The organism is Rhodococcus sp. 21391 (assembly GCF_016772255.1).
GTDB lineage: Bacteria > Actinomycetota > Actinomycetes > Mycobacteriales > Mycobacteriaceae > Rhodococcus_F > Rhodococcus_F opacus.
The window spans coordinates 722,210-747,689 of record NZ_CP063782.1 but is presented as its reverse complement, the minus strand read 5'-3'; the positions used below and the strand labels follow the sequence as shown (position 1 = coordinate 747,689).

Annotated in this window: 20 protein-coding genes and 1 pseudogene; 10 read left to right on the top strand and 11 right to left on the bottom strand. The window is 68.7% G+C overall.

What is annotated here, in order from left to right; genetic code table 11:
* Nucleotides 1-330 precede the first annotated feature (330 nt).
* Entirely contained in the window at nucleotides 331-2,637 is a 2,307-nt protein-coding gene (locus tag GO592_RS38210) for an MMPL family transporter (protein WP_231869106.1), read from the top strand.
* A gap of 44 nt (nucleotides 2,638-2,681) precedes the next feature.
* On the opposite strand, the gene GO592_RS38205 is transcribed toward GO592_RS38210, so the two are convergent.
* The 6 genes from GO592_RS38205 to GO592_RS38180 all read right to left on the bottom strand — a co-directional run bounded on the left by GO592_RS38205 (nucleotide 2,682) and on the right by GO592_RS38180 (nucleotide 8,262).
* Nucleotides 2,682-3,392 (bottom strand): Rv2732c family membrane protein, encoded by a 711-nt coding sequence (locus tag GO592_RS38205; protein ID WP_007296025.1) that lies wholly within the window; start codon nucleotides 3,390-3,392, stop codon nucleotides 2,682-2,684.
* A 94-nt stretch (nucleotides 3,393-3,486) separates the two neighbouring features.
* Nucleotides 3,487-4,029 (bottom strand): hypothetical protein, encoded by a 543-nt coding sequence (locus GO592_RS38200; RefSeq protein WP_007296026.1) that lies wholly within the window; start codon nucleotides 4,027-4,029, stop codon nucleotides 3,487-3,489.
* A 44-nt stretch (nucleotides 4,030-4,073) separates the two neighbouring features.
* The gene (gene ctaD / locus GO592_RS38195; protein ID WP_007296027.1) at nucleotides 4,074-5,852 is read right to left on the bottom strand and encodes an aa3-type cytochrome oxidase subunit I; all 1,779 of its coding nucleotides are present in this window, start codon (nucleotides 5,850-5,852) and stop codon (nucleotides 4,074-4,076) included.
* A 117-nt stretch (nucleotides 5,853-5,969) separates the two neighbouring features.
* Entirely contained in the window at nucleotides 5,970-6,917 is a 948-nt protein-coding gene (locus tag GO592_RS38190; protein ID WP_007296028.1) for a M56 family metallopeptidase, read from the bottom strand.
* Entirely contained in the window at nucleotides 6,914-7,273 is a 360-nt protein-coding gene (locus GO592_RS38185; protein WP_007296029.1) for a BlaI/MecI/CopY family transcriptional regulator, read from the bottom strand. Before GO592_RS38185 ends, GO592_RS38190 begins: the two co-directional genes overlap by 4 nt.
* 35 nt (nucleotides 7,274-7,308) lie before the next feature.
* Nucleotides 7,309-8,262: a M23 family metallopeptidase gene (locus tag GO592_RS38180; RefSeq protein WP_007296030.1), complete on the bottom strand. Its 954-nt coding sequence runs from the start codon at nucleotides 8,260-8,262 to the stop codon at nucleotides 7,309-7,311.
* A 355-nt stretch (nucleotides 8,263-8,617) separates the two neighbouring features.
* Here GO592_RS38180 and GO592_RS38175 point away from each other — a divergent pair, with 355 nt between their 5' ends.
* From GO592_RS38175 to GO592_RS38160, 4 genes are all read left to right on the top strand, one after another.
* The gene (locus GO592_RS38175) at nucleotides 8,618-11,269 is read left to right on the top strand and encodes an AMP-binding protein (RefSeq protein WP_012686878.1); all 2,652 of its coding nucleotides are present in this window, start codon (nucleotides 8,618-8,620) and stop codon (nucleotides 11,267-11,269) included.
* Nucleotides 11,270-11,572: 303 nt separating this feature from the next.
* Nucleotides 11,573-12,610, top strand: coding sequence for an iron ABC transporter substrate-binding protein (locus tag GO592_RS38170; protein WP_012686877.1), 1,038 nt, complete (start codon nucleotides 11,573-11,575; stop codon nucleotides 12,608-12,610).
* A gap of 20 nt (nucleotides 12,611-12,630) precedes the next feature.
* Nucleotides 12,631-14,196 (top strand): ABC transporter permease, encoded by a 1,566-nt coding sequence (locus GO592_RS38165; RefSeq protein ID WP_007296034.1) that lies wholly within the window; start codon nucleotides 12,631-12,633, stop codon nucleotides 14,194-14,196.
* Entirely contained in the window at nucleotides 14,193-15,233 is a 1,041-nt protein-coding gene (locus GO592_RS38160) for an ABC transporter ATP-binding protein (protein ID WP_007296035.1), read from the top strand. The genes GO592_RS38165 and GO592_RS38160 overlap by 4 nt, the downstream gene beginning before the upstream one ends.
* A 193-nt stretch (nucleotides 15,234-15,426) precedes the next feature.
* On the opposite strand, the pseudogene GO592_RS46770 reads toward GO592_RS38160, so the two are convergent.
* Nucleotides 15,427-15,578 (bottom strand): annotated as a pseudogene (locus tag GO592_RS46770) (fumarylacetoacetate hydrolase family protein); the annotation flags it as partial.
* Nucleotides 15,579-16,092: 514 nt separating this feature from the next.
* On the opposite strand from GO592_RS46770, the gene GO592_RS38155 reads away from it, so the two are divergent.
* The 3 genes from GO592_RS38155 to GO592_RS38145 all read left to right on the top strand — a co-directional run bounded on the left by GO592_RS38155 (nucleotide 16,093) and on the right by GO592_RS38145 (nucleotide 19,704).
* The gene (locus GO592_RS38155; RefSeq protein ID WP_007296036.1) at nucleotides 16,093-16,833 is read left to right on the top strand and encodes a hypothetical protein; all 741 of its coding nucleotides are present in this window, start codon (nucleotides 16,093-16,095) and stop codon (nucleotides 16,831-16,833) included.
* Nucleotides 16,834-16,913: 80 nt separating this feature from the next.
* Nucleotides 16,914-18,257 (top strand): TIGR03118 family protein, encoded by a 1,344-nt coding sequence (locus tag GO592_RS38150; protein ID WP_007296037.1) that lies wholly within the window; start codon nucleotides 16,914-16,916, stop codon nucleotides 18,255-18,257.
* 31 nt (nucleotides 18,258-18,288) lie between these two features.
* Nucleotides 18,289-19,704 (top strand): hypothetical protein, encoded by a 1,416-nt coding sequence (locus GO592_RS38145; protein ID WP_007296038.1) that lies wholly within the window; start codon nucleotides 18,289-18,291, stop codon nucleotides 19,702-19,704.
* A gap of 95 nt (nucleotides 19,705-19,799) precedes the next feature.
* On the opposite strand, the gene GO592_RS38140 is transcribed toward GO592_RS38145, so the two are convergent.
* The 3 genes from GO592_RS38140 to GO592_RS38130 form a co-directional block, all read right to left on the bottom strand.
* Complete coding sequence (locus tag GO592_RS38140; protein ID WP_007296039.1) at nucleotides 19,800-19,997, bottom strand: hypothetical protein; 198 nt, start codon at nucleotides 19,995-19,997, stop codon at nucleotides 19,800-19,802.
* Between the two features lie 75 nt (nucleotides 19,998-20,072).
* Nucleotides 20,073-20,531: a MerR family transcriptional regulator gene (locus GO592_RS38135; protein WP_007296040.1), complete on the bottom strand. Its 459-nt coding sequence runs from the start codon at nucleotides 20,529-20,531 to the stop codon at nucleotides 20,073-20,075.
* A 139-nt stretch (nucleotides 20,532-20,670) separates the two neighbouring features.
* Nucleotides 20,671-22,605, bottom strand: a complete 1,935-nt coding sequence (locus GO592_RS38130) for a cytochrome c oxidase assembly protein (protein WP_007296041.1) — start codon at nucleotides 22,603-22,605, stop codon at nucleotides 20,671-20,673.
* Nucleotides 22,606-22,787: 182 nt separating this feature from the next.
* Between GO592_RS38130 and GO592_RS38125 the strand changes: the two genes are divergently transcribed.
* Nucleotides 22,788-23,717: a cation diffusion facilitator family transporter gene (locus tag GO592_RS38125; protein WP_007296042.1), complete on the top strand. Its 930-nt coding sequence runs from the start codon at nucleotides 22,788-22,790 to the stop codon at nucleotides 23,715-23,717.
* A gap of 58 nt (nucleotides 23,718-23,775) precedes the next feature.
* Entirely contained in the window at nucleotides 23,776-24,996 is a 1,221-nt protein-coding gene (locus GO592_RS38120; RefSeq protein ID WP_007296043.1) for a L,D-transpeptidase, read from the top strand.
* Nucleotides 24,997-25,014: 18 nt separating this feature from the next.
* Here the strand turns inward: GO592_RS38120 and GO592_RS38115 are convergent, their stop codons facing one another.
* Nucleotides 25,015-25,455, bottom strand: a complete 441-nt coding sequence (locus GO592_RS38115) for an SRPBCC family protein (protein WP_007296044.1) — start codon at nucleotides 25,453-25,455, stop codon at nucleotides 25,015-25,017.
* Between the last annotated feature and the right edge of the window lie 25 nt (nucleotides 25,456-25,480).

Here is a 25,480-nt window from a genome sequence, read left to right as displayed (position 1 = left end):
CGGACGCGGCGCTGCGTCCGGCCACGGCGGGGCGACGTTGCCCCAAGTACTATTCACCATAGTACTTAGCGTTGCGCGACGCTCCCCCACGCCCGTCGAACGCACGACGCGGCGACGGCGCACATCCGCGCGCAGCGCCGAAGCCCCGGCGCTGCGCGCACCTACCTACTACGGTGCGACGCTGAATCTTTCGACTCCCGTCGAGATCCGGGTCCACCAGTGAACAACGCCGCGCCGCCGCGCGGTTGCGGGATCGGGGCGGCGCACCCGCACCACATTTTCCTGCCCCGGGGGTTGCTTTTTCCCGCACCCGCGAGGAAACATAGCGATATGCGCATACATGCATCATCTGTGGAGGGGTTCGCCCCGGCTCCGGGACAGGGCGAACGCCGCCCGGTGATCTATGCGTGGGGGGTCGCGGTGGCGCGGCGGCGGCGACTGGTGCTCGGGGCGTGGGTTGCGCTGCTCGTGCTCTGCGCGGCCGCCTACCCGATGCTCGAGTCCCGGCTCGGCACACCGGACTTCAGTGTGGAGGAGTCCGAGTCGGCCGAAGTGGACCGGTTGCTCACCGAACATTTCCCGCAGATCGGGGTGGAGCAGGACGTCATCGTCTTCCAATCCCGAACCCGGACCGCCGACGATCCGGAGTTCAGGGCGGCGGTCACCCGTACCGTCGCAGTGGCACAGCAGATGTCGGGGGTGCGCAGTGTCCTCGGCCCGTATGCCGGAGACGGGGCGCAGATCTCGGTGGATCGGCGGGTGGCGATCGCCGTGGTCGGGTTGGACGGGGACATGGCCCGGCGGGCGGTGGTGGCCAGGGAACTGCAGGAGGCGATTGCGGCCACCGGCACCGCAGACATCGACGCGGCGCTCACCGGCTACTCACCGGTCCAGAACGATGTGACCGAGATCCAGAACGCCGACGTGCAACGCGCCGAGACGATCGGAATTCCCGTGGCGCTGGCACTTCTCGTGCTGGCGCTCGGCGCCCTCGTGGCTGCGATCGTCCCGATCTGCGTCGCCGTGGCCGGGTTGCTGGTCGCGGTCGGGAGCATGTTCGCGATGACGACGGTCACCGCGTTCGATCCGCTGGTCGTCTCGATGGCGACGATGATCGGGATCGGCATCGGGATCGACTACGCCATGTTCATCGTCAGCCGCTTCCGCGAGGAGCTGACCCGGGCCGGGGTGACCGGCCGGGACGGCCGGGCACTGATCGCCGATGCCGTCGGACGGTCCCTGATGACCGCCGGAAGGACGATCATCGCCTCGGGACTGATCGTGATGATCTCGCTGTGTTCGCTGATCGTGATGGCGGCTCCGGTCTTTCGAGGGATCGCCCTCGCGGTCGCGACCGCCGTGGTCAGCACGCTGATCGTCAGCCTGACGCTGCTGCCGGCGCTGCTGGCCACACTCGGTCCGGCGGTAGGCCGCGGCGCACTGCCGAAGTGGATGCGGCCGGCCGAGGCCGCCCCCGTCGATCCGGGAAAGCCGGGCCGGTGGGCACGGTGGGCGTACGCGATGATGGCCCGTCCCGTGCTGTTCGGATCTCTGGCCGTCGGTGTCCTGGTTTTCGCCGCGATACCGCTGTTCGGGATCCGGTACGGCCTGGACATGGGGACCTCCGCCCTCGATACCGCACCCTCGGGCCGCGCGGCGGCGGCATTGACCGCGAATTTCCCGGCGGGCTCGCTGTCCCCGCTCGAGATGATCGCCACCGGCCCCGGCGATACCCCGTTGACCGCGCAGGACATCACCCGAGTCGATCAGCTCGTCGACCGCATCGCCCGCGACGGCCGCGTCGATGCGGTCCTGCCCGCCCAGGAAAGCCAGGGGCGGCTGCTCATCTCGGCCATCCCCGGGGTGCCGTTCGATTCCATGGCCGCCGGCGAACTGGTGCGCGACCTCCGCGCGGAAGCGGCCGAGGTAGCGCGCGGCGGCGGACCGGTGGTGCTGATCGGGGGCAGCACCGCCGAATTCATCGACATCTCCGACGAAATGACCGCCAAACTTCCGCTGGTCATCACCTTGGTCCTGGGCTCGTCGCTGGTTTTTCTGCTGGCGGCGTTTCGTAGCCTGGTACTGCCGGTGAAGGCGATCGTGATGAACCTCCTGGCCACCGGGGCGGCCCTGGGGATTACCGTGGCCGTCTTCCAATGGGGCATCGGCGAGTCGCTGCTCGACTTCACCAGCACCGGCTTCCTGCAGGTCTATCTGCCCACGGTCGTGTTCGTCATCCTGTTCGGGCTGTCGATGGACTACGAGGTCTTCCTGATCGGCCGGATGCGGGAGTACTGGGATTCGAGCCACGACAATCAGTACGCGGTCGCCGCCGGCATCACGCACACCGCCCGCCCGATCACCGCCGCGGCCGCCATCATGGTGGTGGTGTTCGGGAGCTTCGTCACGGCGGAGGTGTTGGAGCTCAAGCAGCTCGGTCTCGCACTCGCGGTGGCGGTGGCCATCGACGCGGTCATCGTCCGGTTGGTTCTGGTTCCCGCGCTGATGCGGCTGTTCGGCGCGCGGAATTGGTGGTTTCCCCGCACCCGGCACCGTCGCGGTGGCCGTGTCCGGCCGGACCTTCGGCTCGAGGAGAGCGCGGCATCCGAACCGCGCCCATCATCGTCGCCGAGATAGCCGCCGGCCCCGCGCTCGTTCGGCGGGCGATGCGCCGCGCATCCTCATTTCAGTTTCGGTGTGAATCCGCCGGGGCCGGTGTTGCCGTCGCCGTACTGCTCGGCGTCGGCGGCCCGGCGGCGTCGTTCGTGCTCGGCGTCCATCTGGGCGACGGTGCGTCCCCACACCACCTTGAGCCAGTGGAACGTCAGCACGATCACCGTCGCCCAGCCCAGGAGCAGGCCGGGACCGACGCCGGCGACCGCAAGATTGGGTGAGACGGTCTGACGGGACCACACCGCGAGCATGCCGAACACGCTCGCCAACGCGCAGCCGGCCAACGCCAGCCACGCCAGCACCCACAGGCGGGTGATCAGGGCGAGCATGGACATCACCGCGCCGAAGACCACGGCGAGGGTGAGGAAGACGCGGGACGGGAGGGCCACGGCTTCGGCCCCGGCGTCGTCGGCGCTGACCAGCACCTCCCAGCCGTTCGCGGTGCCGGTGTGCGCGAGGGTGAAGGAGAACAACAGCACCAGCACCCCGACCGCGACGGCCATCGCGCGCACCCCGGGATCGATCGCCGAGGCAATCTTGCGTTCCGCGGCGGCCGCATCGTGCTCGGCTCGGCGGGCTGTGTCGGCAGCGGACCGGTCGTCGGCCGGACCGGGTTCGCCCGGGGTCTGCGCGGAGGAGGACGAGGTGCGCTGCGCCGGTGGGTCTTCCGCGGGTTGCCGCTCCGCGGGGGTGTGGTCAGTGTCGTCGGGGTCGCTCATGATCGGTGTCCTGTCATCGGCGGTGCGAGTCGGAACCGGATGACCGGTGAGGGGTCATGGCCGGCCCGTGCCGGTCGGGCACCCACCGGGGCGGTCATCGGGGTGTCGTCAGATGAATCTGCAGGTCGGGATCGGTGTGCCAGAGGTAGGTCAGCAGCGAGCGGTACGACTCGGTCACCTGTGTGCGCAGGTGCTCCGGTGCGGTGGCGCCGAGTCCGGCATCGACCACGACCGCCCCGAGGTGCAGCGCCCGGTTCGCCAGCGCGGCCGCGGGGCTACCGACATCGGCGATCGTGCCCCCGATGTGGGCTGCGATATCGAGGATTTCGTCGGGGATCGGCCGGACGGCCGGGTCGGCGAAGACCGCCGCCGGCGGGTGCGGTGGCTGCCGCTGAAGCCGTTCCTCCATCGTGGCGGTGATCTGGTGCAGTTGCCGCTCATGGCTCCGCAGCCTGCGGGGGCGGGCCAGGTGCCGGACGGTGATCGGTGCCAGTGCGCACAGGTCGTCGGCGTCCTCGACCATGCCCGCACCGTCGAGGACGGTCGGGGCCAAGCTGCGGATCAGCCAGTCCGCCAGGGTGGCGGTGGCTGCGTGCGTGGCCGGGACGGTGAGCAGCGGTATCGCGTGTGTTGTCATGGTTGCGTTCCGATCGGGAAAAATCGTGGTCGGCGGCGAGATGCCTACCGGGCCTGGTCGCCGCGGACGCCACCGGTGGCGTCGTCGGTGAGCGGGGCGTGGCGTTCTTGCTCGAGCACGGCGCTGGCGTGCTTTCCGCCGTGGCCGGGTCCGACGTGCGCCTCGGCGTGCATGCGGGCGATCATGTGCGGGTAGTGCAGCTCGAACGCGGGACGCTCGGAGCGGATGCGCGGCAGCTCGGTGAAGTTGTGCCGCGGCGGCGGGCAGCTGGTGGCCCACTCGAGCGAGTTGCCGAAGCCCCACGGGTCGTCGACGGTCACGACCTCGCCGTACCGGTAGCTCTTGAAGACGTTCCAGACGAACGGCAGCGTCGACGCACCGAGGACGAACGCGAAGATCGTCGAAAACGAGTTCAGGAACGTGAAGCCGTCCGAGGGCAGGTAGTCGGCGTACCGGCGGGGCATACCTTCGTTACCCAGCCAGTGCTGGACGAGGAACGTGCCGTGGAAACCGATGAACGTCGTCCAGAAGTGCCACTTGCCCAGCCGCTCGTCCATCATGCGTCCGGTCATCTTCGGGAACCAGAAGTAGATGCCGGCATACGTGGCGAACACGACGGTGCCGAAGACCACGTAGTGGAAGTGCGCGACGACGAAGTAGCTGTCGGTGACCTGGAAGTCGATCGGCGGGCTGGCGAGCAGCACACCGGACAGGCCGCCGAAGAGGAAGGTGACCAAAAAGCCGATCGAGAACAGCATCGGCGACTCGAACGTCAGGTGCCCCTTCCAGATGGTGCCGATCCAGTTGAAGATCTTCACCCCGGTCGGGACGGCGATCAGGAACGTCATGAACGAGAAGTACGGGAGCAGCACGGCGCCGGTGGCGTACATGTGGTGCGCCCACACCGCGATGGACAGGGCCGCGATCGCCAGGGTGGCGTAGATCAGGCCGGTGTACCCGAAGATCGGCTTGCGGGAAAAGACCGGGAAGATCTCCGAGACGATGCCGAAGAACGGCAGCGCGATGATGTACACCTCGGGGTGACCGAAGAACCAGAACAGGTGCTGCCACAACATCACTCCACCGGAGGCGGGGTCGAAGATGTGGGCGCCGAGCTGGCGGTCGGCGAGCAGCGCCAGCAGCGCCGCGGTCAGCAGCGGGAACGCCAGCAGGATCAGGATGCTGGTGATGAAGATGTTCCAGGTGAAGATCGGCATCCGGAACATCGTCATGCCCGGCGCGCGCAGGCACACGACGGTGGTGATCATGTTGACCCCACCCAGGATGGTGCCCAGGCCCGAGACCAGCAGACCGACGATCCACAGGTCCGCGCCGATCCCGGGTGAACTCACCGCGGAGCTGAGCGGGGCGTAGGCGGTCCAGCCGAAGTCCGCGGCACCGCCGGGGGTGATGAAGCCGGCGGTCGCGATGATCGCCCCGAACAGGTACAGCCAGTAGCTGAACGCGTTCAGGCGGGGGAACGCCACGTCGGGGGCACCGATCTGCAGCGGCAGGATGTAGTTCGCGAAACCGAACACCACCGGGGTCGCGTAGAGCAGCAGCATGATCGTGCCGTGCATGGTGAACAGCTGGTTGTACTGCTCGTTCGACAGGAACTGCATGCCCGGCACCGCGAGCTCGCTGCGCATGATCAGGGCCATGAGGCCGCCGATCAGGAAGAACGCGAACGAGGTCACCAGGTACATGATCCCGAGGACCTTGGGATCGGTCGTGGTGATCATCTTGTAGACAAACGACCCCTTGGGCGCCGTGCGGGCGGGATACGCCCGGGTGGCGACCGGTGGGGGTGCGATGGCGGTCATGAGATGCCCGCTTCCTGTCGAAACGCAATCAATGAGACGTCGACAGCCTAACCGAACTACTACGCAACATAGTATTTAGGGGGTGGGGTCCTCACCGCGGAATCCGCGAAAACCGTGTCAGGTCAGCAGGATGCACGCAGTCATGGTCGTCACCGACACGACCGTCAATGCGACAACCGCGGGCACGGTGACCGTCACGGCGGCCGCCGCGCAGCACGCCAGCCGGGAGAATCGGGTGTGCGGCGCCCGCCGCAGCCGCCACAGGCGCAGGTTCATGTCGTTGCCCAGCCCGAGCGTGAACGCCGGGGTCGGCAGGGCGGCATCGGCCACGACGGACAGCGCCGAGCTGACCACGGCCGCGCTGGTGACCCGGGCAGCCTGCTCGTCGGCGGCCAGCTCGATCACGGTCTTGATCGCCCGCGGAGACCGGGCGAAGAGCGGCACCATCGGCAGAACCCGGGCCAGCAGGTCGGCGACACCGACGATCAGGTGATGGTGCCCGCTCAAATGGGCACGTTCGTGGGCGAGAACGGCGTCGCGTTCGACACCGCTCAGGCTCGACGACAGCCCCTCGGTCGCCACCACGAAACCGGGACGCCCGGAAACCGAATAGGCCATCGGCAGTGGATGATCGAGCCACATCACGTCGTCATGGCCCTGTTCGGTGCGGGCGACGATCGCGACCACATCACGGTGAAAGTCCTGCATGTGGGACCGGGAGACGGACTGCTGCCGGGCGAAGAAGACGGCCCGGGCGACCACACCCGCACCGACCATCAGGCCCGCGGCGACCAACGATGCCCCGATCCAGGGGGCAGCGGTGTGCGAAACGGCGGAGAAGCACCGCACGATCGTCTCGATCACCCCCTCGGCCGGAGCGTGGTCCGGCCAGGCGAGGACGACCACCGCCGAGCCCGCGAAGAACAGCACACTGGCCATACTCGCCAGCCAGAACGCCAGCACCACGTTGGGCCGGATCCCCGAGAACGGCATGGTTTCGAGCACGGGTGGGGCCAGGACCGCCACGAGGACAGCGCCGACCAGCAGCACGGCCGCGAGGGTCACTTCTTGCGGCCCTTCCGCAGCCCCCGCCGCAACGCTTCCTGCTCGGTCTCGGAGACCGTGCCCGCGAAGTGCAGCAGAACCGCCGCGGAATCGTTGCTGCTGTCGAGCAATTCCCGCAGTGCCTGCGACGTCGCTTCCTCGCGGGAGCGCACCGGGAAATAGAAGTAGGCGCGGCTGCGCTTCTCCCGCTCCACCCAGCCCTTCTCGTGCAGATGGGTCACGACCGTGAGAATCGTGGTGTACGCCAACTGTTTGCGCTCGCTGAGCGTGTCGAGCAGATCGTGCACCGACAACGGCTCGGCCGAGGACCACAGGATGTCCATCACCTCGGCTTCGAGGCCACCGAGTCCCTTCATGGTCCTCCTCACGTACCGAAAATCTGTCCGATCACTCAGTCGGATGATGTCATGTTGATGCCCCGCGCCCGCAGCCACGCCATCGGATCGGTCTTCATTCCGTCGGCCTGCCAGACCTCGTAATGCAGATGCGGGCCCGTCGACTGCCCACGATTGCCCACGGTGGCGATCTGCTGACCCGCCCGGACCTTCTGCCCCGCCGTGACCAGGGCTTCGTTGATGTGCCCGAAGACGCCGACGGTGCCGTCGTCCTGCAGGATCCGCACCCACATGCCGAACCCGGAGGCGGGTCCGGCCTCGAGCACGGTGCCGTCGGTGACCGACACGATCGGGGTGCCGATGTCGTTGGCGATATCGAGCCCGTAGTGGGTGGTGCCCCAGCGCGCCCCGTAGTTCGAGGTGAGGGTTCCACTGACCGGTGCGATGGAGGTTCCCGGCGGTCGGAGGAACCCTCCGCCGCTCCCCGGGGTGGCCTGGGGAGTCCGGGCGGCCCGGTCGGCTGCCTCGCGGGCGAGGCGTTCGGCCTCCCGCTCCCGTGCCTTCGCCAGCTGATCTGTGAACTTCGACAGCTCCGCAGTCTCGGGGATCTGCAGCACCTGCGGCACCGCGGCGAGGGCCGCGGCTATCGGATCGGGTGCGGGTTGCGGGGCCACCTCCGAGGCCTGCGGGGTCGGGTCGGCCGGTGCGGCGTGCGCGGTCGAGGTTCCGGCGGCGAGCAGCGCCCCGGTGGCCATAGACAGCACCATCGCCCGCCCGCCGGGCCGGGCCGGCGTGGGTTGCCGATGCGCACCGCCGCGGCGGTGCCGCGGAGCGTGCGGCGCGGCGGCCGGAACGGCCGCCCACTCCCCCGTCTCGGCCTGTCCCTCGCCGGCGGCCGGGTGCGGGTCGACCGCGGGGGCAGAAGTCACCGCACCCACGGCGGCCGTCGTGATGTTCTCGTGATCCCAGCACACGTCGAGATCGGGTTCGGGCTTGCGGTGACGTGCCAAGATCGCGTTCCTTGCCGGAGTTGAGATAACGAAACGATGACGGACACGCACACACTACTACTATCTTGCATAGTTTTTCATTCGGGGCTTGACTCCGCCCACCAGCGCGGGGACACCCCGGCCCGGGTCATTCGGCGGCGTTCGGTCCCCGACCGCCGCGGGCGTGCGCCAGTCACCCCTCGGTGCGCGCGGTGGTGGGCGCTGCCGACTGAAATTACCTCGGGCAGAGACCGAAATTCGGCAGGACAATTCGCGCCTGGGACCGGTGTTCGAAACGGTCCGCCTGTCGCTCCTCGGACGGCATCTGCGGCCCTACCAGGAATATTAGGTACGGCATGCCTTATAGACTCTGTCGGTGTCCAGCTCGTCCTTCCATCTAGAGCGCTTCGGTGTGCGTTTCGTGCGCGTGTTGGGAAGATTCGGTGACTCTCTGGCGCTGATTACTCCGGGCGAGACGGTCACCTACCGTGAACTGGCAGAACGCGTCGAGCGGAAGGCCTCACGGCTCGGCGGGACCCGTCGTCTGGTGCTGGTCGCCGGCAGCAACGAGGTTGATCTGGTCGTCACCTATCTCTCGGCCCTGTTCGCCGGGCATCCGGTGCTGCTGGCACCGGGCGACAATCCCGACAGCCTCGAGGCCCTGATCGCCGCGTACCGACCCGACGTGGTGGTGCGCAGCGCCGACGGGCGCACGGTGGTCGAGGAGCTCCGTGAGTGCTCCGTGCACCTGCTGCACCCCGACCTCGCGCTGCTGCTGAGCACCTCCGGATCAACCGGATCACCGAAACTCGTCCGCCTCTCGCACCGCAACGTGCAGGCCAATGCCGAGTCGATCGCGGAATACCTCGACATCCGCGACACCGACCGTGCTGTGACTACGCTGCCCATGCACTACTGCTACGGGTTATCAGTCATCCACAGCCACCTGCTCCGCGGCGCCGCCCTGATCCTCACGACCCACTCGGTCACCGACCCCGGGTTCTGGGACCTCTTCAAGGCCCACCGCGGCACCAGCTTCGCGGGTGTGCCCTACACCTTCGATCTCCTCGACCGGATCGGGTTCGACGAACTGGATCTGCCCGACCTGCGATACATCACGCAGGCCGGCGGACGGCTCGCACCGGACCGGGTGCGGGCCTACGCGGATCTGGGTCGACGGCGGGGCTGGGAGTTGTTCGTCATGTACGGGCAGACCGAGGCGACCGCCCGGATGGCGTACCTACCACCGGAACTCGCCGCCACCCACCCGCAGTCGATCGGCCGGCCGATTCCCGGCGGATCCTTCCGGCTCGAACCGGTCGCCGACGCCCCGGACGGTGCCGGCGAGCTGATCTACGCGGGGCCGAACGTGATGCTCGGCTACGCCCACACCCCCGACGACCTCCGCCTCGGTGACACCCTCGGCGGCGAACTCCGGACCGGTGACCTCGCCCGGCAGACGGGTGACGCGTTGTACGAGGTGGTCGGTCGCCGCAGCCGATTCGCCAAGGTCTTCGGACTGCGGATCGACCTGCAGCACGTCGAGTCGGCCCTCGCGCAGCACGGGCTGACGGCCTGCTGCGCGGGCGGCACGGACGAACTGATCGTGGCCGTCCAGCACTGCGGCGATGTGGACACGGTCCGGCACGCGACCGCCCGGGCCTCGGGTCTTCCCGTCGCGGCCATCCGGGTGTTCCCCGTCGACGAGCTTCCGCGGACCTCGACGGGAAAACCCGACCTCCGCGCCGTCGCCGAGCTGGCACACGCGTCCGAACCCCCGATGGCCACGCAATCGACCACAGGCCCCGACACCGGCGCCGTAAGGGCGCTGTATGCCGAGATCCTCCACTGCACGCACGTCACCGACGACAGCACCTTCGTGAGCCTGGGCGGCGACTCCCTGTCCTACGTGCGGATGTCCCTGCGACTCGAGGAGATGCTCGGCCACCTCCCCGAGAACTGGCACACCACGCCTGTCGGGGACTTCGCACCGGCTCCGCGGCGACGCCGGTGGCGGAGGATGGAAACCAACGTGCTGCTCCGCGCGGTCGCGATCGTGCTGATCGCGGGCTCGCACATTCACCTGTTCACGCTGCTCGGCGGAGCGCACGTGCTCCTCGGGGTCGCCGGCTACAACTTCGCCCGGTTCCACCTCGGCACCGCCGAACGGACCGAACGCGTCCGCCACACCCTCGGGAGCGTCGCCCGGATCGCCGTTCCCAGCATGGTGTGGATCGGATCCGTCATCGCCCTCACCGGGGACTACCGCATCACCAGTGCGTTCCTGCTCAACGGAATCTTCGGTCCGGACGGGTGGTCCGCCGAGTGGAGATACTGGTTCGTCGAGGCGATCGTGTACATCGTGCTCGTCCTCGCCGCGGTGCTCTACATACCGCTCGTCGACCGCATCGAGCGCAGGCACCCGTTCTGGTTCGCGATGGGGTTCGTGGCTATCGGCCTGCTCACCCGGTACGGACTGGTCGATGTCGACGACAGCCGGAATCGCATCCTGACCGCGTCGGTGGTCTTCTGGTTGTTCGCTCTCGGCTGGGCCGCCGCCAAGTCGACGACCATCTGGCAGCGACTCTGGGTCACCGCGGTGGTCGTGGCCACGGTTCCCGGGTTCTTCTTCGGCGAGACTCGACGGGAAATCATCGTCGTCGGTGGGCTCTGCCTGCTGGTGTGGCTCAAATCCGTTCCCTGCCCCATGGTGCTGAGCCGAGTGGCAGGGGTGTTGGCGAGTGCGTCCCTCTACATCTACCTGACACATTTCCAGGTGTATCTGCCGCTGCGCGACGACCATCCCTGGTTGGCGCTGGCGCTATCGATTGTGGTCGGCATCCTCTACTGGCGGGCGGTGACATTCGTACTCGGCCTGTGCCGACGGCCCGGCGTCGTGCGTTCGGAATCTGATCGGAACCGGATCGCATCGTTATTGGTTCGAACCTGCGCGTCACGGCAACGAGACAAGCGCCCACCGATCGACGGGCGCATTGATCACAGGCATGTCAGGAGCGACGTTGGGTGATTCTCGCCGCGCACGTCGACGATGTGCGGGTGGCGGTTTCGGGCGTTGATTGGCTGTCCCGGTGTGGGGATCACCCGACCCAGTTCCTCGTACACAGGGACGTCCACGTCCACCCGGTGCGAGCCTTCTTCCACGCTGGACGCCGCCGGTCCGGGTCCTTCCTTCCCTTCTCACCCAGACGGGCCGACGCCCCAACCTCCGCTCAGTCCACCAAATCCGAATGGTTAGGTTTGCCAATCCTGCAAGTAGCATCATTTTCCTGGAGACGGCTGGAAGAGGTCCCGCTGCGGAAGAGGACGGACGATGAGGATGCGGATCGGACTGATGTCGGGGGTGGCGCTCGCCACCGCCGCGGTGCTGACGGTGGCGGGGTGCTCGGATTCCGGTTCGGACAACGGCACCGACTCCGGCGCCGCCAACCAGATCACCGTGTACAACGCCCAGCACGAATCGTTGACCCAGGAATGGGCCGACGCCTTCACAGCGGAGACCGGCATCGAGGTGGAACTGCGCAACGGCAGTGACACCGAACTCGGCAACCAGCTCGTGGCCGAGGGTGACCAGTCGCCGGCCGACGTGTTCCTCACCGAGAACTCCCCGGCCATGACGCTGGTGGAGAACGCCGGGCTCTTCGCCGACGTGCACCGGGATGTCCTTGACCAGGTCCCGGGCCAGTACCGGCCGTCGTCCGGCAAGTGGACCGGCATCGCGGCCCGTTCCACCGTCTTCGCCTACAACAAGGACATGCTGCCAGACCAGCTGCCGAAGTCGCTGCTCGACCTGCAGGATCCCGCGTGGAAGGACCGCTGGGCGGCGTCCCCGTCGGGGGCCGATTTCCAGGCCATCGTCAGCGCACTGCTCGAGCTGAAGGGTGAGGACGCCACCCGGCAGTGGCTGGCCGGGATGAAGGAGAACGTCCGCACCTACAAGGGCAACGGCACGGTGATGAAGGCCGTCAACGCCGGCGAAATCCCGGGCGGTGTGATCTACCACTACTACTGGTTCGGTGATCAGGCCAAGACCGGAGAGAACAGCAACAACGTCGCTCTCCACTACTTCAAGAACGAGGATCCGGGAGCATTCGTCAGCGTCTCCGGTGGTGGCGTCCTGCAGTCCAGCACGAAGCAGGATGCGGCGCAGCAGTTCCTGAAGTTCGTCACCGGTCAGAAGGGGCAGGAGGTCCTGCAGACCGGGACGTCGTTCGAGTACACGGTGGGCAGTGGCGTGCCGGCGAACCCGAAGCTCGTTCCCCTCGCTGAACTGCAGGCCCCGCAGGTCGACCCTGCGAAGCTCAACAGCCCGCAGGTCACCGAGCTGATGACGGAAGCCGGTTTGCTCTGAATCTCGCACTGATCGGCCGCGTGCGGTCGGGCGACGCGGCCACGGCGCGTCGCCCGACCGCCCGGCCGCACCTGCCCTTCCCATTGGCGGTCGCCGCGGTGATCGTGGTGGCCGCGTCGTTCATTCCGCTCGGCTACGTGATGGTGCAGAGCATCGCGACGGGCTGGGACACCGCGTCGGCGCTGCTGTTCCGCCCGCGGGTACGCGAATTGCTCTCGAACACCGTGTTGTTGGTCGTGGTTACGGTGCCGATCTGTGTCGTCCTCGGCGTCCTCGCCGCCTGGCTCGTCGAGCGCACGCGGGTGCCGGGTGCGAAGGTGTGGGCGGTGCTTCTCGCGGTGCCTCTGGCTGTTCCGGCGTTCGTGAACAGCTATTCCTGGGTGACGGCGATTCCCTCCCTCGGCGGGCTGCGCGGCGGTGTTCTCATCGCGACCCTCTCGTACTTCCCTCTCGTCTACATTCCGGCGGCCGCGACACTGCGCCGGCTGGATCCGGCCGTCGAGGAATCGGCGCGGGCCCTCGGTGTGGGGCCGTGGGCGGTGTTCTTCCGCGTCGTGGTGCCGCAGCTGCGGCTGGCCATCGCGGGTGGGGCACTGTTGGTCTCGCTGCACCTGCTCGCCGAATACGGCGCATTCGTGTTCATCAGGTTCGACACGTTCACGACGGCGATCTTCGAGCAGTACCAGTCGACGTTCAACGGAACCGCGGCGACCATGCTCGCCGGTGTCCTGGTGCTGCTCTGCCTCACCTTGCTGGTGATCGAATCGGTCGTCCGTGGCAGCGCCCGATACGCCCGGATCGGGTCGGGTGCGGCCCGCCGGGCCGTGCCCGCCGAACTCGGCTGGCGGTACTCACCGATCGTGCTTCTGTTCCTCGGGGTGCTGATCGCGGCGTCCGTCGGTGTCCCGGTCGTCAGTGTCGTGCGGTGGCTCGTCATCGGCGGGAGCGCGGTCTGGGAATGGGACGCCGTCGCGTCCGCGCTGGTGCAGACTCTCGGGTTCGGCATCGCCGGCGCCGTCGTGACGTGTGTAGTCGCCTTCCCGATCGCCTGGATCTCGATCCGCCACCCCGGCCGGTTCAGCCGCTTCCTCGAGGGCGGCACCTACATCTCGAGTTCGCTGCCCGGCATCGTGGTGGCACTGGCATTGGTCACCGTCTCCATCCGCTACCTCCATCCGCTCTATCAGAGCGTCGCCGTCGTGATCGCGGGCTACGCGCTGCTCTTCCTGCCGCGTGCGCTGGTGAACCTGCGGGCCGGTCTCGCGCAGGCGCCCGTCGGGCTCGAGGAGGCGGCGCAGTCGCTGGGTCTCTCACCGCTGTCGGCCTTCGTCCGGGTCACGCTGCGGCTGGCCGCCCCGGCCACCGCGGCGGGCGGGGCCCTGGTGTTCCTGGGGATCGTCAACGAGCTGACCGCCACCCTCCTGCTCGCGCCCACCGGCACCCGCACCCTGTCCATGCAGTTCTGGTCGCTGAGCAGCGAGATCGACTACGCCGGCGCCGCACCGTACGCGCTGATCATGATCGTGCTGTCGCTGCCCATGACCTACGTGCTCTTCTCCCAGTCGAAAAAGGTAGCGGGACTATGACATACGCACTCGAAGTGGACGGACTCGACAAGTCGTTCGGCGCCGCGGCGATCCTCCGGCACGTCGCATTCGCCGTCGAGGCCGGATCCACGACGGCGATCGTCGGACCGTCCGGTTGCGGCAAGACCACCCTGCTCCGCCTGATCGCCGGCTTCGAGAAGCCCGATGCCGGCACCATCGCACTGGCCGGCCGGGTCGTCGCGGGCGGTGGCTGGACGCCCGCGCACCGGCGGTCGGTGGGGTACGTCGCCCAGGACGGTGCGCTGTTCCCGCACGCCACGGTCGGCGCGAATGTCGGGTTCGGGCTGCCCCGCCGGGCCCGCACCCCGGCGAGGATCGCCGAGCTGCTCGAGATGGTGTCGCTGGATTCGTCGTACGCGTCCCGGCGACCCGACCAGCTCTCAGGCGGGCAGCAGCAGCGGGTGGCACTCGCGCGGGCACTGGCCCGCGAACCCGAACTCATGCTGCTCGACGAGCCGTTCTCCGCACTGGACGCCGGCCTGCGGGCGAACACCCGCAGGATCGTCGCCGACGTCCTCGCGAAGGCCGCGATCACCACCATCCTCGTCACCCACGACCAGCCCGAGGCGCTGTCGTTCGCCGACCGGGTTGCGGTGATGAGTGCGGGCCGGCTCGCCCAGATCGGTACCCCACGCGAAATCTATTCCACCCCGATCGACGTCCCCACCGCGGAGTTCATCGGCGACGCCGTCGTCCTGTCGGCGCACGTCGACGGCGGCCGCGCCCGCTGCGCCCTCGGCGACGTGGCCGTGGCCTCGAACGGCGTCCACGGGAGCGCCCGAGTGATGTTGCGGCCGGAGCAGATCGAGGTGACCACCGATGGTGCCGGTGTATCCGGGACGGTCGTCGACGTCGACTATCTGGGGTCGGAGATGTTGCTCGGTATCCGCCTCGACACCGGGGACGGGGAGGTGCCCGAACGGGTCACCGTCCGCCGCTTCGGCGCCACCGCCCTCACCCCCGGCGACCGTGTCGGCATCCGCGTTCTCGGGAAGGCCGTGGCGTACGACCTGTGAAAGCTTCCCCCACGCGATGATGGTCGACGCGGTGCCAGTAGGCGGCGGCTCGACCGATCATCCAGGACCGGGCAGGCGTCTACGCGGTGGCGGCGGGGACCGGCACCGCGGTGGGAGGGTGGGGGTGGAGGCACGAACGCGGTCAGGCGGCCGGCGAGGTATAGGCGAGGAGGCGGCCTAATCCGAGGGACTATTCGGGCAGGGTCTCCGTGGCACCGACCTCGTCGATCGGGGCGCCGAGTGCTTACTACGGATGGTGACGACGTCGCCGGTCCGGTGTGTGAAGCCTTGCCCTGGCAGGTCGCGGTCCACGGTCGGCGCGAACAGGGTTCCGGTATAGAGGGCACCAATCACGACGCGAACCTGACAGTCCACGAGGACATTCCCCGTCCTTCACGTGCCCGAATGAAGAGACCCCCGACCCGGAAAGGGTTCGGGATCTCCGTTCGTTGTGGGCCGAAAGGGCGGTCGGAGCGGCCGGGAAAATCGGACACCACGGTGTGTTCGCTGTCACATCAATTGACTTCGGGTATCCGAACATTTTTACTTAGATCGCCAATCAGCAAAGGGCAGCCTTAGCTACACCCTGTGAAGGGTCCGTGAAGTCTGGAGGAGCGATCGTGACCATGAGCACTCGTCCCCAGGACGAGATCGATCGCGACCCCCACATCGCCGACCGGTCAACGACGGACCGAACACGCCTGCGAAGCAACGACTTCGAGGGGTCGAACGTGGCAGTGCGGTAGTTCGCACACCACTCCCCATCGGGTCACGGCGTCCGGGGCAGCGCGCGCCACCAACCGCACCAAGTCGGCGCGGATCTCCGTTCGCGCACTCTTCACCAGAACCGGACTCACCGATGCAGAACACCTCCCCCTCCACCACCGACTCGCCAACCGCCGACCCCGGGACCTCGTCCCCCACCGCGCCGACCCTCCGGTCACCGGTGACCCCACTTCCGACGCGGCAGGCGCGGACCGCCAGGATCATCTGGGGTGAGGACCGGGGCCTCCCGTCGTCACGCGCCGTCGACACGGGTACACGTCGGATGCTGGCAAGTGAGCCGGACCGACCACTGGCCCTGCATGATTCCTGGTGGGCCATTGCAGTCGCCGGAGTGCTCGCCTCCGCGACCCTGACGGTGGTGCTGTGGATCTCGGCGCACGTCACCGTGGATCCCGTGCTGCACACGGCGGCGCTGTTCGTGCACCTGGCGTCCCTCGTGCTCGGTTTCGGTGGCGTCCTGATCGCCGACTATCTGGTGCTGGTGTGGGTGTCGGGCAGATCGACCCTCGCCGAGGCGATCGCCGGAGCACACCGCCTGCACCTGCCGATCTGGTTGGGTCTGGCCGGGCTGGTCGCCAGCGGCGCGCTGCTCGAACCGAATCTCGCCTCGACCCTGACCCGGATCAAGGTCCCCTGCGTGCTGATCCTGACCCTCAACGGTCTGCAGGCATTGATCCTGAGCCGGCGCATGGCCCGCGCCGCAACCGTCTCGCTCGCACCCACCCTGACCATCTGGGGGGCGGCCACCGCTTCGGTCTCCCAGATCTGCTGGTGGACAGCGGTATGGATCGGCTTCTGGAACGCCGAACACTGACCTCTTCCTGCCATCTCGACTGCCCTTCCCCGGACCGACACGACCCTTGTGCGGCACCGGAGATCTCGAAAGGAACTGCCATGCCCCACCACCCACCACGTCGCTTCTCGATCACCTGCGCCGGACCCCTCGCCGCGCTGCTGCTCGGCGCGACCGGATGCAGCCCCGCCGCCCCGGCCGCCGACACCGAGTCGCTGCCCGGCAACCGCTATGCCGCTGCGACGCTCGTGGCGAGCAACGACTCGTACGGCGCCGCGGCCACCTTCCCCGAGATGGTGAACGCCTGGGGTATCGCGATCCGCCCGCAAGGCGAAGGCGGACACTTCTGGGTCGGCGGCGGCGGAACCTCGTTCGAGTTCGTCGGCGACGTGAGCGCCTCACCCAACCCGGCGCTGCGCCCGTTGCACCAGGACGCACTGCACGAGGTCACCGTCCCCGGCACCGACTCCGACACCTCCGACACCGGCGGCGGGAAGATCACCGGCGTGGCGTTCAACCCCGCACCTCTGGCCTCCGACAGCTTCGCCGTCACCGGACAACCCGTCGACGTCGACGGGCACCCCGAGCTGCTCGCCGGGTCCTCCCGATTCCTCTTCGCCACCGACACCGGTCGCATCGCCGGCTGGACCGAACAGGGCGCCGACGGTCGGATCGTCCGCCGCGACGGACCCGCGCTGCAGATGTTCGACGGCGGCCCCGCGGGGATGAACTTCTTCGGCCTCGCGCTTGCCTCGGGCCGCGACGACACCTTGTGGGCGGCCGACTTCGGCGCCGATCCCCAGATCCGGCAATTCGACAAGTCCTGGCGACTGGTTCCGACGCAGGGATTCGTCAACCCGTTCGCGACCGGCGACCCGATCGATCCCGCCGACCCGGGGTCGGGTAAGCGGGCGAGGCCGGGTGATCCGGCCCCGTTCAACCTCGTCACCGCCGGCGACCGTGTCTTCGTCACCTACGCCGTCACCAAGGCCGCCGAGGACTCCGCCGATGGCCGCGAATTCGATGCGGGCGAGGAGGACTCGCTGGATGCCGAACAAGAGGTCGCGGCCGGCGACCGCCCGGACCGCGGCAAGATCGCCGAATTCGACCGGGCCGGCAACCTCGTGCGGGTGCTCGACGACGGCGGCCGCCTCAACTCACCGTGGGGCGTGGCCGTCGCCCCGGCGGACTTCGGGGCGCTCAGCGGCAGCATCCTGGTCGGCAACTTCGGGGGCGCCGGACACATCGCCGCATTCGACGACACCACCGGCGCCTTCATCGACTACGTCCGGGACGAATCCGGTGCGGTTCTCGGCGTGGAGGGGCTGTGGGGGCTGCTGTTCGGCAACGGAGAAAGCCTCGGCGACAGCAACTCGCTCTACTTCACCGCCGGCCCCGCCGACGAGAAGGACGGCGTCTTCGGCCGCCTGCGGGCCGCACAATGACGGGGACACCACGATGACACTAGGTGTCGGCGTGACCATCGGGACGGCGTACGCGGTCGCCGCGACCGCGAGCGCGGATCACCCCACCGAATCGCTGCTCACGCGCCGGTCGACGCTGACACTCGGACCGGACTCGACCGTGCGCCTGGGTGACGCACCCGACGGCGCCGGGGTGCTCTCCGAATTCGCGCACCGTCTCGGCGATGTGCTCGTTGCAGGCGACGGGCGCCGCTACGCCGCGCAGGACCTGGTCGCCGCCGCCGCGCACTGTGTGATCGCCGAAACCCATGTCGCGGAAGACACCCCCGTCGTGCTTGCCCACCCGGCGGTGCACTCAGCCCACGCCGTCGGCGAACTACGGGCCGCGCTCGACCGGGCCGGGCTGGCCCGAGTCGGACTGGTTCCCGAACCCGTCGCGGCGCTCGCCTGGTTCGAAGCCGAGCATGGGCCACTCTCCGACGGTGTCGCGCTCGTCTGCGACCTCGGTGCCGACAGCCTGGACCTGACGATCGTATCGGGCGGCACGAACGACGGATCCGATCCCATCGTCGGACGGCCGCTGCGTTCGACGGAGTTCGGTAGCCACCGGAGCCAACCGACCGTCGACGAACTGACCTCGGCGCTCGAACTCGTCGCCGACTGTCTGGACGCCGCAGGTCTTTACACCTCCGATCTGGACCTGGTCCTGCTCACCGGCGCCGAGACGCCCCCCGGGCTGCGTGAGCGGCTCGAGGGCCTGGGCGCACCAGTGACCTGCCCGCCGTTTCCAGGCAGTGTTTCCGCCCGGGGCGCCGCACTGCTCGCGGCCGCATCGCGATACCCGATCGTCCCACCGGGGCACACGGTTCGACGAGGCCGGGGCGGTAACCTTCGTGTCGTCGCGGCGGTCGTGCTCGCCGCGGTCGCACTCATCGTGCCCTGGTACGCCTCGAACGTCGGATCCAACGCGCGCCACGACGACACCGTCGTGGCAAGTCCACCCCCGTCCCAGCACGGCTTCCGGCTGGTCGAACGCGCTGCACCGGCACCCGTTCCCTCGGCGAGTGCCGCAACCGTCCCGGCGGCGCCGGCGACGGTGGCCCTCACAGCGAATCCGGTGACGCCGATACCCCGCATGGTGGCAGTCACCGCCCCGCCCATCCCACCCACCCTGCCCACATCGATCCACCCGGTAATCGACTTCGTCGACACCACCATCGAACCCTCGACTCGGAAAACGATGTCTCTCTCCTCGGTTCCCTCTCCGGCCCCGGCCCCGGCCCCGGCGCCTATACCCGAGTCGAATCCGGTACCGACGACGGATCCCGACGAATCCACCCCCACCACCGAACCGCGACCGACCACCGAACCGCCGGCGACCACCCTGCCCGACGAGACCGAAACGCCACCGGCACCGATAGATCCATTGAGGCCGTCGGACCCGGAGACACCGGTGACCCCACCTTGATGTAGCCGGCCGGGCACGTTCCAGACGAGGGCGGGACCATCAGCACTCGCCCGAGACATTCCTGGTTTTCAGTATCTGGACTGGACGGACCGCGGTCACGGCGCCGTCGGGGTGATCAGGTCGTCGATCAGGGCCCGCCCATCGGATGGGGCGGTGATCGTCAGCGCGACGGTGCCGCGGTCGAAGGCGAGGATGAAGTCAAGGAAGGCGCAGCAGTGTTGTTCGGCCACGACCAACCCGGCGAGCTCGGCAGCGGACTCGGAGGGCACGGTGACCCGGACCCCGGTATCCACCTCCTCGCGGGGGCATCCGTCGAGGAGGGTGTTCCAGGCGGCGATCCGGGTGCGGTAGTCGCCGCCGTCGAGGGTTCAGGCGATCGGCCGATCGGTCTTGGCCGAGTCCGGTCCCTGCACGGTGACGGGTTCGAGGAGAACGGTGCACCGAGGGTTGCACCGGTCGTCGCGATCGGGTAGCGAGTCGAGCCGCTCCCGCGCGGCGATGAGTTCGGTGTGCAGCCGGGTCAGTGCGGCGATCCCAGTGGCGGCCTCTGCGATCCGGGCATCGAGGGCGGGTCGCAGGTGCGATCGCACCGACCGACAGGCGTCCTCCTCCCACACTGTCAGCAGCTCGACGATCTCGAGCAGCGGCATCTGCAGTCGCTTGGCCGCGGAGATGAGCCGCAGCCGCTGTTCGGCGTGCTCGTCGTAGAGGCGGTATCCGGAGTGCGAGCGGGCGGCGGGCAGGACGCCGACCTGCTCGTAATAGCGCAGCGTCGTCGCGGGGACACCGCTGCGGCGCGACAATTCGGAGATCAGCAGCTCGGCCATATGGCCACGGTAAACCTTCTATTCGAGTCGAAGGTCAACCCGAACAAGGGACCCACTTCGCCCGCTGGTAGCGGCTGGCACTGCAGGTCGGGTCACCGGGGCGGCGGTGTTCGTGCACTGGCTGATCAGCGTCTCTACGTCATCGGCGCGCCGCGGTGCGGCCGCGGCGCGGCGCGGTGACCGCGGCGGCGGCGAGTACGACCGCGAACGCCAGTGCCACCGCCCCGGTGCCCGCCCCGATCGCGGCGCCGAGCCGTTGATCGGCGGCGAGGTCGTCCCACCAGCCGCGGCGCAACATCGTGTAGTACTCGGCGGCGATGACGCTGTCGGCGCGGGCGACCAGGAGTAGGAAGCCGGCGTAGGCGGCGAGCCCGGCGACCGCCGTGATCAGCCGGGTGCGGGTGGAGGCGGCGGCCGGTGTCGGGTCCGGGCCGACACTGACCCAGAAGAACACGAACCCGGCGACCAGGAAGTAGCCGTTGGACACCACGTGCCAGGTGTGCGATCCGTCCAGCGAGCCGTAGATCCCACCGAGGTAGAACACGTAGAACCCGCCGAACAGCAGGGTCAGCGCCACCGCCGGGCGGGTGAGCAGCCGCAGCGGGGCGCTGAGATAGAGCTGCCGGGAGAACTCCCACATCCCGGGCACACCGTCGGCGCCGCGGCGCGCGGCCGCCGACCACAGGGTCAGCGGCGCCCCCAGCGCGAGCAGCAGCGGCGCGATGATCGCCAGCCCGGCCACCGCGCCCATGTGGACACTGAACACCGCCGGCGCGAATCGCCCGAGCCCCGACGAGGTGGCCAGCAGCAGCACCACACACCCGAGAACCCAGCACACCGTCCGGCCCACCGGCCACCGGTCACCCCGCGCGTGCAGGCGCCGAACGCCGAGCAGATAGGCGGCCGCCAGCACGAGCGCCGCGGTCCCGAAGATCAGGTCGAACCGCCAATCCAGAAGCATGCGGCCGGCGGACGGCGCGCCGCCCAGGTCGTAGCCGAGGGTTTCCCCGAGCGGGGTGGGTTCGCGGCGCTCGCCGGCCGGCGGCGGGGTGCGCCCCAGCGCGACGGCGATGCCGACGGTGACCGCGAGCACGACCGATTCGATCACCGCGAGCCGCACGAACTCCGCCCGGTCCTCGGGATCGTTCTCGAGTGCGGTGACCGCGACGGTGCGCTGGCGCCAGCCCGCGAACCCGACCAGTACCAGGGCGGCGACTTTCGCCAGGACGAGTACCCCGTAGGTGCTCGTCACCAGGTCGGTGATCGGGAGCCGCACGGCGGCGTTGATGACCCCGGAGACCGCCATCACCGTGAAGGCGCCCAGCGCGAGCGCCGAGAACCGGCGGACCGCGATATCGAGGCGCGCGCCGCGGCGGCGGGCGTGCAACACCAGGGCCACCAGCCCGCCCACCCACAGCGCGGCGGCAACGATGTGGAAGAGGAGGCTGTTGGTGGCGACGTCGTGCGAGCCGCCCGAGGCCGAGTGCCCGGACAGGGCGCGCGGCAGCACGCTGATCACCGCCAGCGCCAGCACCACCGGGGTCCACTTGTGACGCAGCACCAGCCGGGCCGCGATCGCGGCCACCACGGCGAGCAGGCAGGTCCACGCCCACGCCTTCGGGACCTCCAGGTCGGTGACGGCTTGGACGAAGGGGCCCGGGTCGGCGAACACCACGGCGAGAGTCTGCCCGGAACTGTCCGACAGGGTCAGCGGCACCAGCGCGACCGCGCTCAGCGCCCACAGTGCGGCGGCGACACCGGCGGTGCGCATCGCCAGATACCCGTCGACGTCGAGGACCCCGGAGGGCTGTGGTGGCACCAGCGCCGTGGACAGCAGGGCGGAGCCGACCATGACCACCGCACACGCCTCCCCGAATGCCATCACCGCCGGCAGCCCGTAGGTGGTGAGCGTGCCGGGATCGGGTAACCCCAACAGGCGCAGCGCCTCGGTGGTCGACAGCTGCGCCAGCGCGGCGGCGACGAGGGCCGCGATCGCCGCCCAGCCGAGGATCTGCGGCAGGGTGCGCCTGCGGGCCCGCTCCCCGGGGGCGCTGGGGTCATCTACTGCACTCACGCGAAAGAGGGCCTTCCTGGTCTGTGGAGTTCCGGTCGAGCCAGCTCATCGCCTGTGCACCGCCGCCGAAATACTATGCAGGTTAGTTGACGAGGGTGCGGCACCGAACACCCTCCCGATTGAATATATGCGCATATGACAATATGATCCGGGCTGACGCTGCAACGAAAGGACACGCTGTCATGGGTCAGGGACACGGCCACGGCCACGGGATCTCGCCCGCGGACGCGACGAGCGCCTCCGGGAAGCACCTGCGCAAGCTCTGGATCGCCGTCGCCCTCGGACTGGTCACCTTCGTCACCCAGGTCGCGGTGGGCCTGTCGACGTCATCGCTGGCGCTGCTGTCGGATTCGGCGCACGTGTTCACCGACGTGCTCGGCATTCTGATGGCGGTCATCGCCATCACGTTGGCGAACAAGGCGCACAACCGGCCCGAGCGTACCTTCGGGATGTACCGGGCGGAGGTATTCGCCGCCCTGTTCAATGCGGTCCTGCTCTTCGGGGTCGCCGGCTGGATCCTCTACGAGGCCGCCGGGCGACTCGACGATCCGCCCGAGGTGCCGGGCCTGCCGGTCGTCATCGTCGCGCTGGTCGGGCTGGCCATGAACGTCATAGCGTTCCTGCTGTTGCGCAGCGGCGCGAAGGAGTCCATCAACGTCCGCGGCGCCTACCTCGAGGTCATGGCCGACATGCTCGGCTCGATCGGGGTACTGGTCAGCGGACTGCTCACCCTGCTGTTCGGGTGGCGGTACGCCGACCCGATCATCGGTGTCGCCATCGGCCTGTTCGTCCTGCCGCGTGCGTTCAACCTCGGCCGCCACGCCATCCGCATCCTGCTCCAGCACGCCCCTGCCGGCGTGGACGTCGACGCGATCGGCCACGCCCTGGAAACCCTGCCCGGAGTGAAGGAATCGCACGACCTGCACGTGTGGACGCTGACCTCGGGCATGGAGGTGGCGTCGGCGCACCTGATCACCGAACGCGGCGCGGACCCGACCGCCGTACTCGCCTCGGCGCAGACACTGCTCGCGGAGAAGTTCGACCTCGAGCACGCCACGTTGCAGGTCGAACCCGCCGAGGGCGAAGGCCGCTGCCGCGAACTGCCCTGGTGACCGCCGTCGCACAGCGACTGCACACGCCCGGACCCTTCCGCACGGGAGAATCACTGTCATGCACGCCCGTCGCCGCCCCGGTCACCTCGCCGCTGTCCTCGCAGTCCTGCTGCTCGCTCTCGCCGCCGCCTGCGCACCCTCCACCGACCAACCTGCAGGACCGGCCACACCGCCGCCGGGACCGGAGATCACCGTGTCCCCGGCCGACGGCGCCGCCGCGGTCAACCCCACGGACCCGGTAGCGGTGAGCACAAACGGTGGCACCCTCGAGACGGTCACCATGACCAACGACGAGGGACGGGTGGTCGAGGGTATCTTCACCCCCGATCGCCTGTCCTGGAAACCGGGAGTACCCCTCGGCTACGGCCGCACCTACACCCTCGCAGTCACCGCGGTCGGCGACCAGCGTGTCCCGAGCGAGAAGACCAGCACGTTCTCCACGGTCACCCCCGGCAACCAGACCAAACCCACCTTCGTCACCAGCGGCGGGAACCTGCTCGCCGACGGCGGCACCTTCGGCGTCGGCATCGTGATCGTCACCCATTTCGACGAACCGATCACCGACCGCGCCGCCGCCGAAAGAGCCCTGCACGTGGAGACCACATCCCCGGTGACCGGCTCCTGGTACTGGGCGGACGTCCAGAACGTGCACTGGCGACCCCAGAACTACTGGGCGCCCGGCACCCAGGTCACCGTCCGTGCCAACGTCTACGGCATCGCGCTCGGCGAAGGCCTCTTCGGCCAGGAGGACGCGACCACCTCGTTCACCATCGGTGACGCCCACATCTCCGTCGCCGACGACACCACCAAACAGGTCACCGTCACCGACAACGGCGAAGTGGTCCGCACGATGCCGACGTCGATGGGCCGGGGCGGCACCGAAGTCGTGGGCGGGCAGACCCTCTCGTTCTGGACCCAACCGGGCATCTACACCGTCATCGACAAAGCCAACCCGGTCATCATGGACTCCTCCACCTACGGGCTTCCGGTGAACTCCCGCCTCGGATACAAGGAATCGATCAACTACGCCACCCGCATCAGCAACGACGGCATCTACCTCCACGAACTCGCCGACACCATCTGGGCGCAGGGCAACACCAACGTCTCGCACGGCTGCCTGAACCTGAGCCCCGACAACGCCCGCTGGTTCTACGACTTCTCCGTCCCCGGCGACATCGTCGAGGTCCGCAACACCGGCGGCGCCCCGCTCGAGCTGTGGCAGAACGGCGACTGGTCCGTCCCGTGGGAGCAATGGCAGGCCGGCAGCGCCCTGACCTGACCACACAGGGACGCGGCCTTACTCGGCGCGGGTTTCGAGCAGAGCCTCGAGGTTTCGCAGGTTGGCGGCGAAGTCCCGCCGCAGGCTCGCGGCCACCACCGGGTCAGCGAGGGCGAACAGCCCCTTCTGCTCCATCCGCATGTGGCAGCTCAGCCGGGTTCCCTCGGCGGTCTCCTCGGTCCGGTACGTCACCTCGAAGCGGCCCGGGCCGGACGCACCGGTGAACGTGATCTCCACGTTCGGCTCGAAGTGTGCGTACTCGTTGATCAGTTCCAGCCGCCGGCCCAGAAACTTGCGGACGACAACATGCTTGGTGCCCACCCCGGGCGGTCCGTCGGTGACCCGGCGGACCTGCTCGAGTCCGTTCTGCCAGCGGGGTGCGTTGGTCTGATCGGCGACGAAGTCGAAGACCTCCCCGACGGGGCGGTCGATGACGATGCTGCCCTCGACGTCGATCATCACCGACCACCATCCCTTTCCACAC